An 18,272-nucleotide genomic window follows, 5' to 3' on the forward strand; every position below is an offset into this window, starting at 1 on the left:
GACGGTGGGGGGCTGCTGCGCTGTGATGCTTGGGTTCGGGCAGGAGGCGGGCTGCCGGCAAAGCCTACTCCACGGGGAAATCGAAGTAGGTGCGCGGGTAGGGCTCGTCGGCGAGCTGGAAATGCCACCATTCCGTCTCGATCGGCTTGAACCCCGCCTGGACCATCAAGGTGCGCAGCAGCAGCCGGTTGGCCCTCTGCATCGGCGACAGCGCCGGGTACGACGGGTGGGATTCCCGGCCGAAATAGTCATACGCCGTGCCGAAATCCAGCATTTCGCCCGGCGCGCCGTCGATCGCCGCAATGGCGACATCCATGGCGCTACCCCGGCTGTGGCTGGATCTTTGCGCCAGATAACCTTCCTTGAACAGGTTCTGTTTGTCGACCTCGGGATAATAGGCAGGCTTCATCTTTTCATCGCCTGGCGTTCCCGCCCAGGCGATGAAATCGTCCACGGCGCGCTGGGGACGATAGGCGTCCAGGAATCGCAAGGTCAGGCCATAGGGTTCGAGCGCATCGACGACCCGCATGGCGGCGCTCGCCGCCGCCCGCGTAAGCAGGCACTTGTTCGCGCCGTATCCCGCGACAGGCCGCCCGATGAAGTTATCGCCGCCCGCATACCGGATGTCGATCTGGACGCGGCGCGGCTTGTCCTGCTGGCTATATGCCGCGACATCGACGAAATCGGCGGGCCGTTGCTGTGTCGGGAGCATCGTCATATCCAAGGTTTTGCTCAGGACCACGCTTCGGTAGTTGGCGTGCTTCCACTGCACGTACTCGACGAAGCGGTAGCCGAGCGATTCGTACCAGCGTCGCAAATGCGTGGCCGGCTCCGCCGTATCGAGAGCGATCTCGCGCGCGCCGCACGCTGAGGCGCGCGCCTCGACCAGGGCCATCAGGCGCGTCCCCAGCCCGTGCTTCTGTAGGACAGGATCCACCGCCAATTGCGCCACGCCCGCCACGTCCGGACGCTCCAGCCAGGGGCTGCCGCTGGTGCGTTCCGGGGGCTTGAAGAGGACGGTCCCGACGTAGGCGCCGTCCAGCAAGGCGACATGGCATTCAGCCTGCGCCATGCGCGCCAGCGTGACTTCGTCGGTCTGGTCGACAGCCATGTAGCGCAAGCCCATGTCGCCAAGTTGCGCGTAGGCGCGGTGCAGCAGGGCCGTCAGCCGCGTAATGTCGTCGCTCGGCGTGGCCAGGCGAAACTCGATGGAATCGGATAGAGGGCGATTGGCGTGCTGATCGGGCATGTGCGTCGGTCAAGTAACAGGCGTGCCCGTTTTCGCAGTCAGGGCCGGCAGACTATGATTCTACTTTTCCCCCGTCGGACCCAAGATCATGTCCCACTCCATCGTTTCCATCGCGCCGGATATCGTTTGCGGCAACGACAGGCCTTTCGTGCTGTTCGGCGGCATCAATGTGCTGGAGTCGCTCGATCTGGCCTTGCGGGCGTGCGAGCACTACCAGAACGTGACGCGCAAGCTGGGCATCCCTTACGTCTTCAAGGCGTCGTTCGACAAGGCGAACCGGTCGTCGATGCACTCCTATCGGGGGCCCGGGCTGGAAGAAGGGCTGAAGATATTCGAAGCGGTGAAGGCGGAATTCGGTGTGCCGGTGCTGACCGACGTGCATGAGCCCTGGCAGGCCGATCCGGTCGCGCAGGTCGTCGACGTGCTGCAATTGCCGGCCTTCCTGGCCAGGCAGACGGACCTGGCGGTGGCCCTGGCCCGGACCGGGCGGATCATCAATATCAAGAAGCCGCAGTTCATGAGCCCGTCGCAGATCCAGAACGTGGTCGAGAAGATCGTCGAAGCCGGCAACGAGCAGGTCATCCTGTGCGATCGCGGCAGCAGTTTCGGCTACGACAATCTGGTGGTCGACATGCTGGGCTTCGGCGTGATGAAGAAGGTCAGCGGCAACCGGCCGGTGATTTTCGACGTCACCCACGCGCTTCAGCAACGCGCCGCCGGCGCCGCGGCCTCCGGCGGGCGCCGTGAACAGGTGGTGGAGCTGGCGCGGGCCGGCATCGGCGCCGGCCTGGCCGGGCTGTTCCTGGAGGCCCATCCGGACCCGGACAACGCCAAATGCGATGGCCCCAGCGCCTTGCCGCTGGACAAGCTGGAGCCTTTCCTGACGCAGCTCAAGCGCCTGGACGACCTGGTCAAGTCCTTCGAGCCCCTGGACATCCGCTGACTCACCCCGCCGGCGCACCCTGCGCCGCGACCGCCATGATCCAGTTCCTGAATGCGACGACGGCGTCGTCGTCCGCGCGATCGGTGTTCACCACCAGGGTGTAATCCGGGCCCCGCCAGATCGGCTCGGACAGGGGGCATACGAGCCGGCCCGTCGCGATCTCGCGCTCGATGAGCGGCAGCGACGCCAGCGTGACGCCCAGGCCTTCGGCGGCCGCGCCCAGTTGCAGATACACATGATCGAAATGCAGGTCGCGCAGGCCGCGCAATCCGGAAATCCCGGCCGCGCGCGACCAGTCGGACCATGCGGTGCGCGTGCTCGCCGAATGCAGCAGCGTGTGATTGCGCAAGTCCGCCACCGTCCTGATCGGCCGGTTCGACAACAAGGACGGACTGCAGGCGGGCAGGCGCAGGTCCGGCATCAAGGTCGTGGAAACGACACCTGCCGCGTCCTCGAGGCCGGAGCGTACGCCGATGTCGTAGGCGTCGCCCACATAGCGCAGCCTGCGCGAACTGGTCGACAGCCTGACCTCGATGTCCGGGTAGCGGGTTTGAAAATCCGCCAGCCGTGGTATCAGCCAGCACAAGGCGAAGCTGGCCAGGGCGTTCACACGCACGATGCCGCTGGCGCGCCGCGTGGTCGACGCGCGTCGCAGCCGGGTGGAGGACTGGTTCAGTCGGCTGAAGGCGCTCTTGACGTCATTCAACAGCGCGGCCCCTTCGTCCGTGGGCACCACGCCGCGTGGACGGCGTTCGAAGAGCGGCACGCCAAACCAGTTTTCCAGCAGGCGGATCTGCTTGCCGACCGCCCAGTGCGTGACGTGCAGGTCGGCCGCCGCGGCCGCGAAGCTGCCCAGGCGGGCGACGGCCTCGAAATGGCGTAGCGCATTCAAGGGTGGCAGATGCTCTGCGTCTGGCGACGCGGGCGGACTGCCGGTGTCATGATCTTCGCTGGCCATGGGTGACTTTTTCTCCCGTCTTGGGCAATTTTACGTCAGTTGTTGCCGGCTTTCGAGGCGCCTAGAATGACGGAGTCATGGACCATTACTCCCGGAGCCAGCTGTCGAGACCATCTGGCGCCGTCCGAATCATGCGACGTTTTTCGTTCTCTTCCGCGATGGGCCGGCTGGCCGACGGTCCCAAGCCACGGGAATCCGGCGCTCCCCGGCGGGTTCTGTGGATGGCCTGCATGGCGCATGCGTTGCACGACGGCTACACGGACATGATCTACGTCCTGCTACCCGTGTGGCAGACGGATTTCGCGCTCAATTACGGCGCGCTCGCCATCCTGCGCGGCATCTACGCGGGCACGATGGCCACGCTGCAACTGCCTGCCGGCCGCCTGGCGCGCAGGTTCGGGACGCGCGCCACGCTGGCCGCCGGTACGCTGCTGGCGGCGCTGGGCTATGCCGTCGCCGGCTGGTCCACCAGCCTGCTGGGCCTGTGCATCGCGCTCGCCATCTCCGGCATGGGGTCCAGCACCCAGCACCCGCTGGCATCGGGCGCCGTCTCGCGCGCCTACGGCCGCGACGCGAGAGGCCCGCTGAGCATCTACAACTTTTCCGGCGACCTGGGCAAGTCCGCGCTGCCGGCGGCCGTGTCCCTGCTGATGATCGTCATGCCCTGGCGCCATTCCTTGTGGGCGGTCTCCACACTGGGCGTCGCGGCCGCCGCGGTGATCGCCTTCTTCCTGCCCGCCGTGCTGAAAGCGCCGGCCGCCGCGAAGGAAGCGCCCGGCCGGAGCGCGCGTGGAACGGGTTCCGGTTTCTGGCTGCTGTTCGCGATCGGCGCGCTGGATACGGCCGTGCGCATGGGCGTGCTGACCTTCCTGCCTTTCCTGCTGAAGGCCAAGGGCATCTCGCCGCCGATGATGGGGACGGCGCTGGCCCTGGTGTTCATCGGGGGCGCCGCGGGCAAGTTCGTGTGCGGTTGGCTGGGCGCGCGCGTGGGAGTGATCGGTACGGTGCTGGCGACCGAAGCCGGCACGGCCGCCCTGATCCTGGCCTTGATCGCGCTGCCGCTGGAACCCGCGCTGGTGCTGCTGCCCGTGCTCGGCCTGATGCTGAACGGCACGTCGTCCGTCCTGTACGGAACCGTGCCTGAATTGACGCCGATCGAACGCACCGAACGCGCGTTCGCCCTGTTCTACACCGGCACGATCGCATCGGGCGCCTTGTCGCCTGTGGTCTATGGCGTGCTGGGCGACCATATCGGCGTGAACGGGGCGACGGTGGCGGCGGCGCTGACCGCGCTGGCGATAGTGCCGCTGGCGCTCGCGCTCGCGCCGCGCCTGCGCGCCGCCGGCGATGAACGGTAGGCAGCCATGCGGCTCGCGGACGCTTCGCCCGCGTATGGGGCGCGCATGGGAAACAGACACGTGTTCAATCAGGAGAGTTGATTCATGGCCAGGACATTGGTAATCACCGGCGGGAGCCGGGGCATAGGCGCGGCGACCGCGAAGCTTGCCGCGCGGCAGGGGTATGCGGTGTGCATCGGCTATCGATCCGACACGCCGTCCGCGCAGGACGTGGTGAACGCGATCCAGGCGGCCGGCGGCGAAGCGATCGCGGTGCAGGTGGACGTGGCGAAAGAGGAGGAAGTGATCGCCCTGTTCGATACGGCGGAGCGCACCCTGGGGCCGATCGCCGGACTGGTCAACAATGCGGCCATCATCGCCAGCCATGGCCGTGTGGAGGACATCACGCTCGAGCGCCTGCAGCGGATGTTCGCGGTGAATGCCATCGGCCCGTTCCTGTGTTCGCGCGAGGCCGTGCGCCGCATGTCGACCCGTCGCGGCGGCGCGGGCGGCGCGATCGTCAATGTGTCGTCGTCTTCGGCCCAGATGGGTTCGGCCAACGAATACGTCGACTATGCCGCCACCAAGGGCGCGCTGGAGTCGATGACGATAGGCCTGGCCAAGGAAGTCGCGCGCGAAGGCATCCGCGTGAACGGGGTGCGGCCCGGGCACATCTACACCGAGATGCATGCCAGCGGCGGCGAACCGGGCCGGGTCGACCGGCTGAAGGACACCATCCCCATGGGCCGCGGCGGCCAGCCGGAGGAAGTGGCCGAAGCCATCGTCTGGCTGTTGAGCGACAAGGCGTCCTTCGCCACCGGCGGCTTCCTGAACGTCAACGGCGGCAAGTAGGCCTTACTCGCCCGCCTCTTCCATCTGCGTGGTTTCCTGCACGATCCACGCTTCGAAGGCCGTGATCAGCGGCGACGCCTGGCCGCCCTTGGGATAGGCCAGATAGTAGGCGTTGCCCGTTTCCACGCGCAGGTCGAGCGGCGCCAGCAGGCGCCCCGTTCGCAGATCGTCTTCCACGAAGGCGCGCTGCGCCATCACGATGCCCAGTTCATCGATGGCCGCCTGATAGGCCAGCGCCGAGTTCTCGAACTTCAGGCCGCTGTTGCCGTCTATCGTCGCCACCCGCGCGGCGGCCAGCCAGTCGGGCCAGTCGGACGCGCGGTGCATCGAACAGAGCAGGACGAAGCGCGACAGGTCGGCGGCGTCGCGGGGCGGTTCGGCGTTCCTGAACAGGCCCGGGCTGCAGACGGGCAGCAGGATTTCACCGAACAATCGCCGGCATATCGCGCCCGGAATGGGGGCGGGACCGGAATGGATGCACAGGTCCACTTCGTCGCGATCGAATTCCACCTGCTGGTGCGACGTCGTGATGTGCACGTCGATGTGGCGATGCAAGGCATGAAAGCGCGCCAGGCGTGGCACGAACCAGCGGATGGCGAAGGTGGGCGGCAGCTTGATGCGCAGGATGTTGTCCGTCGGCCGCGCCCGCAGCTGGCGCGTCTGTGCTTCGATCAGGTCGAAGGCCGCGCGCAGGGTCGCGGCGTAGCTGGCGCCTTCCGCGGTGGTCTCGATGCCATGGCGCAAGCGCTGGCACAGCGGCACGCCCAGCCACGCCTCGAGCTGGCTGACGTGGCGGCTGACGGCGCCTTGGGTCACCGACAGCTCCTGCGCGGCGCGCGTCAGGCTGCCATTGCGGGCGGTGGCCTCGAAAGCCCGCAGCGCATTCAACGGGGGAAGGCGTCTGGCCATCTGCTCTGATTTTTTCTCAGGGGAGCCTGCATTAATTTTGGTTTGAGCCGCCGGGGCTTGCAATTATCCTAACGCAAAACCTCCGTGAACGAAGCGGAAAACCGTGCGGCCCGCGTGCCGCGCGCCAAGGATAAGCCGGGGTGCGGTGCAGCATCCCTGGAGGAGAAAAAATCATGCCAGCCACGATGGACGATGGCGGTGGGGCGGGCGTCCCGCGCGCCGGCGGCGCCTTGCCGCCGGACGCCGCGCGGCCCGCGACCGTCTTCGACAAGATCTGGAACGCGCATCTCATCGCCCGCCTGGACGACGGGCGCGACCTGATCTTCGTGGATCGCCACGTGCTGCAGGAAACCACCAGCGCCGTGGCCTTCGCCAACCTGAAACGCGAAGGCCGCGCCGTGCGGCATCCCGAGCTGACCATCGCCACGCAGGACCATATCGTGTCCACCGCGCCGGGCCGCGACGAAGACAGCTATCCCGGCGGCCGCGAACTGCTGACCCTGATGCGGGCCAACGCCCTGCACGGGCATATCCGGCATTTCGGCATCGAGGACCCGCGCCAGGGCATCGTGCACGTGATCGCGCCGGAGCTCGGCTTCGCCTTGCCGGGCAGCATCCTGGCCTGCGGCGACAGCCATACGTCGACGGCGGGCGGCCTGGGCGCCCTGGGCATAGGGGTGGGCACCAGTGAAGTCGAGCACGTGCTGGCGACCCAGACGCTGGCGCTGGCGCGGCCGCGCAATATGCGCGTGCGCTTCCAGGGCAGGCCCGGCGCGGGCGTTACCGCCAAGGACCTGATCCTGCTCGCCATGGGCGCGCTGGGCGTGGCGGGCGGCCGCGGCTGCGCCGTGGAATACGCCGGCGACGCCGTGCGCGCCCTGTCCGTGGAAGGACGCTTGACGCTGTGCAATATGTCCATCGAGCTGGGCGCGCGCCTGGGGCTCGTCGCGCCGGACGAAGCGACCTTCGATTACGTGCGCGGCCGCGAGTTCGCCCCGCTGGGCGCGGACTTCGAACAGGCGGTGCGGGCATGGCGTACGCTGCGCAGCGACGACGGCGCGCCGTTCGATCGCGACGTGGCGGTCGATTGCGAGGGCGTGGCGCCGCAGGTGACCTGGGGCACCACGCCGGCCCACGTCGGCGGCATCAACGGCAAGGTGCCGGACCCCGCCGGCTACGCCGACGCCAGGCAGCGCGACGGCGTGGCGGCCGCGCTCGCCTATATGGGCCTGACGCCCGGCATGCCGCTGGAAGGCATACCCGTGGACGTCGCCTTCATCGGATCCTGTACCAATTCGCGGCTGTCCGACCTGCAGGCCGCGGCGGAAGTCGTGCAGGGGCGACGCGTCGCGCCGGGCGTGCGCGCCCTGGTGGTGCCGGGCTCGATGGCGGTGAAGCGGGAAGCCGAGGCCCTGGGCCTGCATCGGATCTTCCGCGCCGCCGGCTTCGAGTGGCGCGAAGCGGGATGTTCGATGTGCGTCAGCATCAACGACGACATGGTGCCGGCGGGCGGACGCTGCATCGCCACCAGCAATCGCAATTTCGAGAACCGCCAGGGGCCGGGCAGCCGCACCCATCTGGCCAGCCCCGCCATGGTCGCGGCGGCCGCGCTGCGCGGACACATCACCGACGTGCGCCGGGAGATGCGCTCATGAGACCCGCCGTTCGCGAGATCGAAGGCGTCATGGCCGTGATGCCCATGGCGAACATCAATACCGACGCGATCATTCCGTCAGTATGGCTGCGCACCGCCACGGCCGACATGGGCAAGGGCCTGTTCGGCGGCTATCGCTACGATGGCCAGGGTCGCGAGCGGCCGGATTTCGTGCTGAACCGCGAGCCGTACCGCCACGCGCGCATCCTGCTGGCCGACGAGAACTTCGGCTGCGGCAGCTCGCGCGAAGCGGCGGTATGGGCGCTGACGGGCTTCGGCATCGGCTGCGTGCTGGCGCCCAGCTTCGCCGACATCTTCTACGAGAACGCCTTTCGCAATGGCCTGGTGGCGGCGATCATCGACGGACAGACCTATCAGCGGCTGCACGACGGCGCGTCCGCCGACGCGGGCGGACCGGCGCCGACGTGCCGCGTCGATCTCGCGGCCGCGACCGTCACGGGCCCCGACGGGGCCTCCCATTCCTTCACGATCCCCGCGTCCCGCGCGCAGGCCCTGATGCGCGGCGACGACGAGATCGCCATGACCCTGGCCCATCTGCCGGCCATCGAAGCGCACTACGAACGCATGCGCGCGGCCAGCCCCTGGCTGTTTCCCGCCACGCTGCAAAGGAGCAATGCATCATGACCCGTCCCAGCCTGCGCGATGCCTTGAAGCGCGAAACGCCGCTGGTCACGCCGTTGGCGCACGACGCCCTGTCGGCGCGTCTGATCGAACAGGCCGGCTTTCATGCCTTCGCGGTCGGCGGCTCGGCCATGCTGGCGGCGCGCCATGCCTATCCGGACATCGGGCTGATCGGCCTGACCGATATGGTGCAGGGCTTGCGCGATATCGCCGCGGCGTCCAGCCTGCCTTTCCTGGCCGATGCCGACGATGGCTATGGCGACGTCAAGAGCGTGGCGCGCCTGGTCGCGGCGTACGAGGCCATCGGCGTCAGCGGTTTCCTGGTGGAGGACCAGAGCCGCGACCACAAGCAGCAGCGTGCCGACAAAGCCGCCCTGGTGGTCGACGAGGCCGTCATCGAAGCCAAGCTGAAGGCCGCCATGCAGGCGCGGCGCAACCCGGAGACCTTCATCATCGGACGCACCGATGCCTACGGTCCCCTGGGCCTGGATGCCGCGCTGCGGCGCGCCGAACGCTTCCTGGCGCTGGGCGTCGATGGCGTCTTCATCGCCGGCCTGCGGCGCGAAGAGGATTACCGGCGCGTGGGCGAGGCGCTGAAGGGCGCCTATCTGTCGGCGGCGATGTTCGAAGGCGGCGACACGCCCTGGTTGAGTCCCGCCGAACTGGGGGCGATGGGGTTCACGCAGGTTTCCTATCCGGCCAGCCTGATCCTGCGCGTGGTGCAGGCGCTGCGCGACGGCCTGTCGGCCCTGCGGCGCCATGCCGACGGTGTCGAGCCGCTGGCGCCCATGCGGCAGGGGGCGGACGTGCGGCAGGCGCTCGACCGCGCGACCGATCTGGCGGGCTGGCGGGCGATCGAGTCGGGCCAGCTGCGCGCCTGACGCAATACGAGCCGGCGCAGCCCGGACCATCACGGATAAAACGGAGGAGACCATGCATAGACTATCCACCCCCCAGGCGCTGATGCGCTGCGCCGGCGCCGCCGTGCTGGCGCTGGCCTTGCAGGGCGCCGCGCAGGCCGAGGAAATCGTCGTCAGCAATTACGGCGTTTCCGCCAACGGCATGCCTTTCGCCGTGGCGATGGCCAAGGGCTTCTTCAAGCAGGAAGGCGCCAACGTCACCGGCATCCTGACGTCGGCCGGCGGCGGTACCACGCTGCGCAACATGCTGGCCGGCAATGCGCCCTATGCCGAAGTGAATCCCAACGCCGTCATCGCCGCCGCGCAGCAGGGCGCCGACATCAAGATCGTCAGCGACAACGTGCTGACGGTGGCCGAGTTCGTCTGGGCCGTCAAAAAGGACTCGCCCATCAAATCGGTGCGCGACCTGAAGGGCAGGAAGATGGGCTATACCAATCCGCGCTCCACCAGCCAGGCGCTGGCGACCCTGGTGCTGCAATCGGGCGGCCTGAAGACGGAAGACGTGGAACTGGTAAAGACCGGCGGCTTCGGCGAAGGCGTCGCCGCGTTGGACACGGGTCTGGTCGACGCCACACCCATACCCGAACCGCTGTGGTCCAAGTACCGCGACAAGTACCGTGCCGTCGCCGTGGCGCAGGACATGCTGCCGCCCATCGCCAACGTCATCGGCATTGCCGCCGGATCCGGCGTGTCGCCGGAACGCGAGGCCTTCATCAAGGGCGTGATCCGCGCGCGCCGGCTCGCCGTCGAATACATGGAGAAGCACCCCGACGAGTCAGGCGACATCGTCGCCCAGGTCTATAACCTGGAGCCCGCCGTCGCCCGCGCCGCCGTGCGCAACCTGGTGGCCAGCCGCACCAGCGGCGTGCCGTACTGGGGGCCCGGCGACATCCACATGGACGGGTTGAAGCGCGCCGTCGATGTCCAGAAGATGGTCGGCGCCATCAAGGGCGACGTCGACCTGGACAAGCTGATCGACACGCGCTACCTGCCCGACGATCTGAAAAAGGTGAAGTAGATGGCCCAGGTCGCGCAAGTCCTGCCGCATGCCTTGCCTGGCCGGCAGCCCGGCGATCCCCGGCCGGGCGCCGGCGTGGCGCATGTTTCCATGCGTGGCGTCGACAAGCTCTTCACCCGTCCTGGAGGCAGTCCCGACGATGCCGTCCATGCGCTGGGACCGATCGACCTGGAGTTGCGCCAGGGCGAGTTCTTCGCCGTCGTCGGCCCGTCCGGCTGCGGCAAGAGCACGCTGCTGGAGCTGGTGGCGGGACTGTCCACCGCCACGCGCGGCGAAGTGGCCTTCGAAGGCGACCCCATCGTCGGCCGCATTCCGGACGGCGTCGGCGTGGTGTTCCAGGAAGACGCGTCCTTTCCCTGGCTGACGGTGCGCGAGAACATCGCCTTCGGGCTGCGCCGCCTGAAGATCGACGCGGCGGAGAAGCACCGGCGGGTGGACCGCGCCCTGGCCATGATGGGCCTGGCGCCGTTCGCGGACAGCTATCCGGCACAGCTGTCCGGCGGCATGCGGCAGCGCGTGTGCATCGCCCGTACGCTGGTGACCGAGCCGCGCCTGATCCTGCTGGACGAGCCCTTCGGGGCGCTCGACCAGCAGACCCGGTTGCTGATGGGCGACGAAGTGCTGAACCTGTGGCGCAAGACCGGCGCGACGGTGTTCCTGATCACCCACGCGCTGGACGAGGCCGCGATGCTGGCCGACCGCATCGGCGTGATGTCGGCCCGGCCCGGACGCCTGATCGACATCGTGGAAACCGGCTGGTCCCGCGACCGCGACAGCCGCATCGTGCAGGACGAGCGCTTCGGTGCCATCACCGCGCGCCTGTGGCGCGCGCTGCGCGAAGAATCCATGAAATCCATCGGCGCCATGCAAGCCGGAGCGCGGCCATGAATCGTGCGCGCGCCTGGCGTATCGCCATCCTGGCCGGCTGCGTGGCGCTGCTGGAGGTCCTGTGCCTGACCGGCGTCATCGACAAGCTGACCATGCAGCCGCCGCACCGCATGGTCGTCGACATGTTCAACATGCTGGTGTCCGGCTCGCTGAACGGCGCCATCGCCAAGACGCTGGGCAACGCCGCCGTCGCCTTCGCGGCGGCCGTCGTGCTGGGCGTGTCCGGCGCCATCATCATCCATCGGCTGCGTCGCGTGCGGGACACGCTGGAACCCCTGTTCGCCACCTATTACGCGATCCCCGTGTTCGCCTTCTACCCGCTGCTGATCATCGTCTTCGGCCTGAACGCGGCGCCGCAGATTTTCATCGGCGCGATGCTGGGGGTGGTGGCGGTCATCGTGAACACCCTGAACGGCCTGGACCGCGTGCCCAATGTCCTGCTGAAGACGGCGCGCATCCAGCACATGGGCGTGCGCGAAACGGCCTGGCGCATCACGCTGCCTTACGCCACGCCGTACATCCTGACCGGCGCCAAGCTGGCGGTGGCGTATTCGCTGATCGGCATCATCGGCGCGGAGTTCATCATGTCCAACGGCGGCATGGGATATGAGATCAGTTTCGCGTACAACAACTTCGACAACACCACGATGTACCCCTTGATCCTGCTGATCCTGGTGGTGTCCGTGTCCATCAACATGCTGTTCGCGCGTTGGGAAAAGTCCATCCTGGCGCGCAGGGGACTGCGATGAAAGGCCGCGCTCCGATCCTGCGCAATACCCTGACGCTGCTGGTCGCGATCGTGGTGCTGTGGCAGCTGCTCTATTGGCGGGTCGGCGACGTCGCCCTGCGGTCGCCGGCGCAGACCGTGGAGTTCACGCTGCGCTTCGTCACCACCCCGCAATTCGCCGCGCATCTGGCGGAAACGGCCCGCGCCTTCAGCATGGCCCTGGTGCTGGCGGTGGTGATCGGGCTGGGCATCGGCTTCGTGCTGGGCGGCCATCGCTTCCTGGGCGAAGTGTTCGAGCCCATGCTGATCGCCCTGTATTCGATTCCCAAGATCACCCTCTATCCCATCCTGCTGCTCGCCTTCGGGCTGGGCATCTCGTCCAAGGTGGCGTTCGGCACCATCCATGGCGTGATCCCGATCGCCTTGTTCACCATCAACGCGGTGCGCAACGTGCGGACGGTGCATATGAAGACCGGGCGGGTGATGGGGCTGCGGCCCTGGGATATGGTCACCCGCATCATCTTCCCGTCCGCCTTGCCGGAGATCTTCGCGGGCCTGCGGATCGGCTTCTCCCTGACCCTGATCGGCACCTTGCTGGGCGAGATGTTCGCCTCGCAGCGCGGGCTGGGCTTCCTGCTGATGAGCGCCATCGGCCTGCACAACGTCGACCTGATCATGACCCTGACGCTGCTGCTGACCTTGTTCGCCGGGACGGCCAGCGTGATCCTGCTGGCGATCAATCAACGCTTGCGCGCACGCATGAGCGCCTGAATCGCGGCCCCTGGACAATTTGTCCATGCCGCGGCGGGACGCGGGCGGTTAAACTCCAGCCGCTCATATTCCGCCATCATGACCTACCGTGCTCGCCGACAACTGACCGCCTGGCTTGGCCTGATCGCCATGTGCCTGGCCGCGTTCGCGCCTACGGCCAGCCATTTCGTGCGGGCGGCGCGCACCTTCGTGATTCCGGTATGCACGGTGGAAGGCGAACAGGCGGCGCGGGCCGTCAGCCTGGTCGCCGGATCGACGACGCCGATGCCGGCAAGCGCGATGTCGGCGGCGTCGGCCATGGCGGCCATGGCCGCCGTGATGACCATGGACGACATGCCGTCCATGCATCATGCCCCGTCCGCGGGCCACGGCGCGGGCGGCCATGCCGACCATGAATCGCAGCCCATGGACGACTGCGGGTATTGCGACCTGCTCAATCACGTACCCGCGCTGTCCATGGTCCCGCCGGCGCCCGCCGCGGCCCTGTTGCTGCTGTTCGCCGTCTTCGTCCTGCCGGCTCTGAGGCGTTACACGCCCCTGGGCGCCTTTCCCTCCGGCCGCCCCCGCGCCCCGCCCGCCTTTTCCTGACCACGCCTGGTAACCGGACGCCGCTTCATCGCGAAGCGCGTGTCCGCCCGTCCTTTCCCGTCAGGAAATTCCATGTCCTATCCTTGCTCTTGCCGCGCGCCGTCCCGGGTGCGCCTGGCGGCCGGGCGCATGGGCGGCGCCTTGCTGCCCATGCTGCCCATGCTGTTCGTCGCCGGCCCCTGCCTGGCGCAGGGCGCAGAACCCGCGCCCGCCCCCGCCACCCTGGCCGCCGTCAGCGTCACCGCCGACGCGGATACGCCGCCGCCCACCGATCCCAATCTGCCGGCGACCGTCGAATCGGTGACGCGCGACCAGTTCGACAAATGGAACGTCGTCAACAGCGAAGACGCGCTGAAATACATGCCCAACCTTGCGGTGCGCAAACGCTTCATCGGCGACCAGAACTCCATCATCGCCGTGCGCGGCACCAGCAATAGCCAGAGCGCGCGCGGCCTGGTCTACGCCGATGGCCTCTTGCTCAGCAACCTGCTGGGCAACAGTTTCACGTATCCGCCGCGCTGGTCCATGGTGGCGCCCGACGAGATCGATCGCGTCGACGTCATCTACGGGCCCTATTCGGCTCTCTATCCCGGCAACTCCCTGGGCGCCACCGTCCTGATTTCCACGCGCATGCCGGACAGCTTCGAGACGCACGCCGACGCCAAGGGCTACACCCAGCATTTCAGCCTGTTCGGCGTCGATCGCGATTTCACCGGCGGGCAGGCGTCCGCCTCCATCGGCGACCGCATCGGCAAGCTCTCGTACGTGCTGGGCGTCAGCCATCTGGAGAACACCAGCCAGCCGCTGCAGTTCGCGACCCTGCCACGTTCGACTACGCCGGCGCGTCCCGGCGATACTCCGGTGAGCGGCGCCCGCTACTACAACAACCAGACCGGTGCGCCCACCGTCGTCCTCGGCGTCAACGGCGAAGGCATCGAGCGCACCATCGAGGACCAGCTCAAGCTCAGGCTGCGGTACGACTTCACCCCCACGCTGCAGGGCGGCGCGACGCTGGGCTATTGGCGCGACCGCTATCGCAGCGATACGTCGAGCTTTCTGCGCGACGCCGACGGCAACAAGGTGTACCAGGGCAGGGTGGACATCGGCGGGTATGGGTACGACATCCCGGCCTCCGCCCTGGCGCCCAGCCGCGGCGACAGCGAAAACTACTTGTACGGACTCTCGCTGAAGACGCGCCATGCCACCGGCTGGAACGCGGAAGCCATCGCGTCCTACTACGACGTCGCCCGCAACGTCGCGCGCAACGCCAACCAGGGCGGGCCGGGCGACGGTCCCGGCACGGTCACGTACGGCGATGGCACCGGCTGGAAAACGCTGGACCTGAGATCGACCTACACCCAGGCGCCTTCGGCCTCGGGCCTGGCCGCGCACGACCTGGCCTTCGGCTATCACATCGACAGCTATTTTTCCGACAGCCGAACGTTCAATACGGACGACTGGTCGGATGGCGGCGCGGGTTCCTTCGCCAATGCCTTCCAGGGGCGCACGCGGACGCAGGCCTGGTACGCCCAGGATGCCTGGCGTTTCCTGCCCCGCTGGAAGCTGGTGTACGGGCTGCGCTACGAAGACTGGCGCGCCTATGGAGGATCGCAGGCGGTGGGCAGCGTGCGGGCGCCTTACGCGAATGCCGACCAGCAGCACGTCTCGCCCAAGGCGTCGCTTTCCTTCGAGGCGACCGAGGAACTGACGCTGCGCGCGTCCTTCGGACGGGCATATCGCTTTCCGACGGTGGGCGAGTTGTTCCAGGGCAAGATCAACGGCTCGACCCTGGTCAACAACAATCCCGACCTGCAGCCGGAAAACGACCTGTCCAAGGAGCTGACGGCGGAATGGGCCCATGGCAGCGGCATCTATCGGGTCTCGCTGTTCCAGGATGACGTGAAGAACACCATCTTCAGCCAGACCGATACGACGGCCATCCCCAACGTGACCAGCTTCCAGAACATCGACAAGGTGCGTTCGCGGGGCGTGGAGACCAGCTACCAGGGGCAGGACGTCGGCGTGGACGGCCTGGACGTTATCGCCAACGTCGCCTACACGCAGTCGAAGATACTGGCCAATTCGCAGAATCCGGCCTCGGTGGGCAAGTATTTCTATCGCATCCCGCTGTGGCGCGCCAACCTGGTGGGCACCTATCGTTTCGGCGACAAGGCGTCGCTGACCGGCGCCGTGCGTTATTCAGGTCGCCAGTACAACACGCTGACGAACCAGGACAGCAACCCGGACGTGTTCGGCGGCACCAGCACGTACACCGTGGTCGATGCCAAGTTCACGTACAAGCTGAACCGCTACAGCGAGGTCAGCGTGGGCGTGGACAACCTGTTCGACGAACGGTATTTCGTCTATCACCCTTATCCGGGACGAACGCTTTACGTGGAAACCAGGTTGCACATGTAGCGCATTGGCAGGGCCCTAGGGTATCCACCAACCCGCTCCGCATTGACAGCGTGGCGCGGCAATCCGGATAATCCGCACAGGCTCGCGACAGGACTGTCGCGAGCCGAACACAGCAGGATTGCTGTGCCAACCACCGGCTATGAAAGCCCTCGACTCGCGCCTCCGGCGTGTTCGAGGGCTTTTTCGTTTTTGGAGCTCGCATGTCGTCTTCCCATTCTGCCGGCCTGGCGCCGCCGGGTGAGCGTGTATTCCCGGACACCCTGGTCGCCGCGGTGCAGATGGATTGCCGTATCGGCCAGAAGGCCGCCAACGTGGCGCGGTCGCTGGCCCTGATCGAGCAGGCCGCGGGGCAGGGCGCCGCCATCGTGGTGCTGCCGGAGCTGTGCAACACGGGCTATGTGTTCGACAGCCGCCCGGAAGCCTTCTCGCAGGCGGAAAGCGTGCCGGACGGTCCCACCGCGCAGGCCTGGATCGCGACGGCGGCGCGGCTGGGCGTCCACATCGTCGCGGGCATCACCGAACGCGCGGGCGATCGGCTGTACAACGCGGCGGTGGTGATCGGCCCGCGCGGTTACCTGGGCACCTACCGCAAGCTGCATCTGTGGGGGGAGGAAAATCTTTTCTTCGAACCGGGCGACCTGGGACTGCCGGTGTTCGATACGGAGCACGGCCGACTGGGGGTGGCGATCTGCTATGACGGCTGGTTCCCCGAGGTCTATCGGCTGCTCGCCGAGCAGGGCGTCGATATCGTCTGCATGCCGACGAACTGGGTGCCGATGCCGGCGCAGGATCCGCGCCATCCGACCATGGCCAATACGCTCGCGATGGCGGCCGCGCACAGCAACGGCCTGAATATCGTCTGTGCCGATCGCGTGGGCATCGAGCGCGGCCAGCCTTTCCTGGGGCAAAGCCTGGTGGTCGGCGCGCAGGGCTGGCCATTGGCCGGGCCGGCCAGCGCGGATCAGGAGGAAATCATCTACGCGGCCATCAATCTGAAGCATTCGCGCGCCGCGCGCCAGTTGAATCCCTACAACGTCGTGCTGCGCGACCGGCGCCAGGATCTTTACCGGATCGTGCGCGTGGGCGACGCCACGCGGACATAACCTGCCAGTGCCCGGCGGCCGCCGGGGCGACCCCAGGTGGGGTATCGCGTCCGCGGCCGTTCCATCCACCTTGAAATCAGGATCGATGATGAAAACCACCACGACTTCCCTAGTCTCCATCGTGCTGGCCGCGGCCGGCGTACTCGCGCTGCCCGCCATGGCGGCCGAGCCTGTCCGTATCGGCGTGGCCGTCGGCTTGTCCGGCGCCAATAGCGTGGTCGCGCCCGCGGCCGTGCAGTCGTCGCAATTGGCGGTCGATGAAATCAATGCCGCCGGCGGCATCCTGGGCCGCCAGGTGCAGCTGGAAATCGCCGACGACGGCTCGGGCGCCGTCGGCGCCCAAAAGGCCTTCGACACGCTGGTCTTCCAGAAAAAGGTCGACGCCGTCATCGGCATGGAAACCAGCGCGGCGCGCAGCGCCGGGCTGCCCGTGGTGGCGCGTGGCAAGACGCCTTACATCTACACCTCTTTCTACGAAGGGCGGGCATGCAGCAAATGGCTGTATGTCAACGGCTGGGTGCCGGAGCAGCAGGTCGCGCCCGTGGTCGATTACTTCACCGGACATGAGAAGGCCAAGACCTTCTTCCTGGTCGGCAGCGATTATTCCTTCGGCCGCGGCATGCTGGGCTTCACGCGCAAGTACATCGAGCAGAAGGGCGGCAAGGTGGTGGGCGAGGAATACCTGCCCATGGACGGCAGCGACTGGACCGCGGTGATCGCCAAGATCCGCTCGGCCAGGCCCGACGCCTTGATCAGCTCCACGGCCGGCGGCGCGCCCAATGTGTCGCTCGCCAAGCAGCTCAAGGCGGCCGGGATCGCCATCCCGTACGGCAACCTGGCCATCGACGAAGGCACCGCCAAGACCATGGGCGACGTGGCGTCCGGCATGTATCTGTCGGCCTCCTACCTGACCAGCATCGATAACGCCCGGAACAAGCGCTTCCTGGATGCGATGCGCAAGAAGTTCGGCGGCGAGCTGAAAACGCCCAACGAGTTGTCGGAACCGCAGTACGAGGCCTTTTTCCTGTACAAGGCCGCCGTCGAAAAGGCCGGCACCACCGACTCCGACAAGGTCATCCCGGCGCTGGCCCAGGTGTCCTACGATGGTCCGCGCGGCCCCGTCAGCATGAACAGGAGCCGGCATGCCGCCTTGAACATGCACCTGGGGCAGATCCAGGCCGACGGTTCGGTGAAGATCCTGCAGACCTTCAGAGCCGTCGACCCCGGTCCGCAGTGCCCCAACATCAAATGAACGCGGTGTCGCGCGGACGGTTGCGTCCGCGCGAGGAGAACGA

17 protein-coding genes are annotated in these 18,272 nt (G+C 67.3%); 14 read left to right on the forward strand and 3 right to left on the reverse strand.

Going from position 1 to position 18,272, the window contains the following annotated elements:
• Nucleotides 1-64: 64 nt before the first annotated feature.
• Nucleotides 65-1,249 (reverse strand): GNAT family N-acetyltransferase, encoded by a 1,185-nt coding sequence (locus CAL26_RS28450; RefSeq protein ID WP_218831517.1) that lies wholly within the window; start codon nucleotides 1,247-1,249, stop codon nucleotides 65-67.
• Between the two features lie 88 nt (nucleotides 1,250-1,337).
• Here CAL26_RS28450 and kdsA point away from each other — a divergent pair, with 88 nt between their 5' ends.
• A complete protein-coding gene (kdsA, locus tag CAL26_RS07145) occupies nucleotides 1,338-2,192 on the forward strand; it encodes a 3-deoxy-8-phosphooctulonate synthase (protein WP_094846241.1) in 855 nt (284 codons plus the stop codon).
• Between the two features lies 1 nt (nucleotide 2,193).
• Here the strand turns inward: kdsA and CAL26_RS07150 are convergent, their stop codons facing one another.
• On the reverse strand, nucleotides 2,194-3,150 hold the full coding sequence (locus CAL26_RS07150) for a LysR substrate-binding domain-containing protein (RefSeq protein ID WP_094846242.1): 957 nt from the start codon (nucleotides 3,148-3,150) through the stop codon (nucleotides 2,194-2,196).
• Nucleotides 3,151-3,308: 158 nt separating this feature from the next.
• On the opposite strand from CAL26_RS07150, the gene CAL26_RS07155 reads away from it, so the two are divergent.
• Together CAL26_RS07155 and CAL26_RS07160 are read left to right on the forward strand one after the other, a co-directional pair.
• Nucleotides 3,309-4,508 (forward strand): MFS transporter, encoded by a 1,200-nt coding sequence (locus CAL26_RS07155; RefSeq protein ID WP_256988320.1) that lies wholly within the window; start codon nucleotides 3,309-3,311, stop codon nucleotides 4,506-4,508.
• Between the two features lie 84 nt (nucleotides 4,509-4,592).
• Nucleotides 4,593-5,339 (forward strand): SDR family oxidoreductase, encoded by a 747-nt coding sequence (locus CAL26_RS07160; protein WP_094846244.1) that lies wholly within the window; start codon nucleotides 4,593-4,595, stop codon nucleotides 5,337-5,339.
• 3 nt (nucleotides 5,340-5,342) lie between these two features.
• Here CAL26_RS07160 and gcvA read toward each other — a convergent pair whose 3' ends face one another.
• The gene (gcvA, locus tag CAL26_RS07165; protein WP_094846245.1) at nucleotides 5,343-6,248 is read right to left on the reverse strand and encodes a transcriptional regulator GcvA; all 906 of its coding nucleotides are present in this window, start codon (nucleotides 6,246-6,248) and stop codon (nucleotides 5,343-5,345) included.
• Between the two features lie 173 nt (nucleotides 6,249-6,421).
• Here gcvA and leuC point away from each other — a divergent pair, with 173 nt between their 5' ends.
• The 11 genes from leuC to CAL26_RS07220 all read left to right on the forward strand — a co-directional run bounded on the left by leuC (nucleotide 6,422) and on the right by CAL26_RS07220 (nucleotide 18,229).
• The gene (leuC, locus tag CAL26_RS07170) at nucleotides 6,422-7,903 is read left to right on the forward strand and encodes a 3-isopropylmalate dehydratase large subunit (RefSeq protein ID WP_256988136.1); all 1,482 of its coding nucleotides are present in this window, start codon (nucleotides 6,422-6,424) and stop codon (nucleotides 7,901-7,903) included.
• The gene (gene leuD / locus CAL26_RS07175) at nucleotides 7,900-8,547 is read left to right on the forward strand and encodes a 3-isopropylmalate dehydratase small subunit (RefSeq protein ID WP_094846247.1); all 648 of its coding nucleotides are present in this window, start codon (nucleotides 7,900-7,902) and stop codon (nucleotides 8,545-8,547) included. The genes leuC and leuD overlap by 4 nt, the downstream gene beginning before the upstream one ends.
• On the forward strand, nucleotides 8,544-9,425 hold the full coding sequence (locus tag CAL26_RS07180) for an isocitrate lyase/PEP mutase family protein (protein ID WP_094846248.1): 882 nt from the start codon (nucleotides 8,544-8,546) through the stop codon (nucleotides 9,423-9,425). Before leuD ends, CAL26_RS07180 begins: the two co-directional genes overlap by 4 nt.
• A gap of 52 nt (nucleotides 9,426-9,477) precedes the next feature.
• Complete coding sequence (locus CAL26_RS07185) at nucleotides 9,478-10,482, forward strand: ABC transporter substrate-binding protein (RefSeq protein WP_179283289.1); 1,005 nt, start codon at nucleotides 9,478-9,480, stop codon at nucleotides 10,480-10,482.
• Nucleotides 10,483-11,370, forward strand: coding sequence for an ABC transporter ATP-binding protein (locus CAL26_RS07190; RefSeq protein WP_256988140.1), 888 nt, complete (start codon nucleotides 10,483-10,485; stop codon nucleotides 11,368-11,370).
• Complete coding sequence (locus CAL26_RS07195; RefSeq protein ID WP_094846250.1) at nucleotides 11,367-12,119, forward strand: ABC transporter permease; 753 nt, start codon at nucleotides 11,367-11,369, stop codon at nucleotides 12,117-12,119. Before CAL26_RS07190 ends, CAL26_RS07195 begins: the two co-directional genes overlap by 4 nt.
• Nucleotides 12,116-12,868, forward strand: a complete 753-nt coding sequence (locus CAL26_RS07200) for an ABC transporter permease (RefSeq protein ID WP_094846251.1) — start codon at nucleotides 12,116-12,118, stop codon at nucleotides 12,866-12,868. The genes CAL26_RS07195 and CAL26_RS07200 overlap by 4 nt, the downstream gene beginning before the upstream one ends.
• A gap of 78 nt (nucleotides 12,869-12,946) precedes the next feature.
• Nucleotides 12,947-13,456: a DUF2946 family protein gene (locus tag CAL26_RS28570; protein WP_256988141.1), complete on the forward strand. Its 510-nt coding sequence runs from the start codon at nucleotides 12,947-12,949 to the stop codon at nucleotides 13,454-13,456.
• A 150-nt stretch (nucleotides 13,457-13,606) separates the two neighbouring features.
• Entirely contained in the window at nucleotides 13,607-15,874 is a 2,268-nt protein-coding gene (locus CAL26_RS07210) for a TonB-dependent receptor (protein WP_373454465.1), read from the forward strand.
• Nucleotides 15,875-16,152: 278 nt separating this feature from the next.
• Entirely contained in the window at nucleotides 16,153-16,977 is an 825-nt protein-coding gene (locus CAL26_RS07215; protein ID WP_373454466.1) for a nitrilase family protein, read from the forward strand.
• Nucleotides 16,978-17,065: 88 nt separating this feature from the next.
• Nucleotides 17,066-18,229 carry a substrate-binding protein gene (locus tag CAL26_RS07220; RefSeq protein ID WP_094846254.1) on the forward strand — a complete coding sequence of 388 codons (1,164 nt, stop codon included), beginning with the start codon at nucleotides 17,066-17,068 and terminating at the stop codon, nucleotides 18,227-18,229.
• Nucleotides 18,230-18,272: the final 43 nt, after the last annotated feature.

The organism is Bordetella genomosp. 9 (genome assembly GCF_002261425.1).
Lineage (GTDB): Bacteria > Pseudomonadota > Gammaproteobacteria > Burkholderiales > Burkholderiaceae_B > Bordetella_C.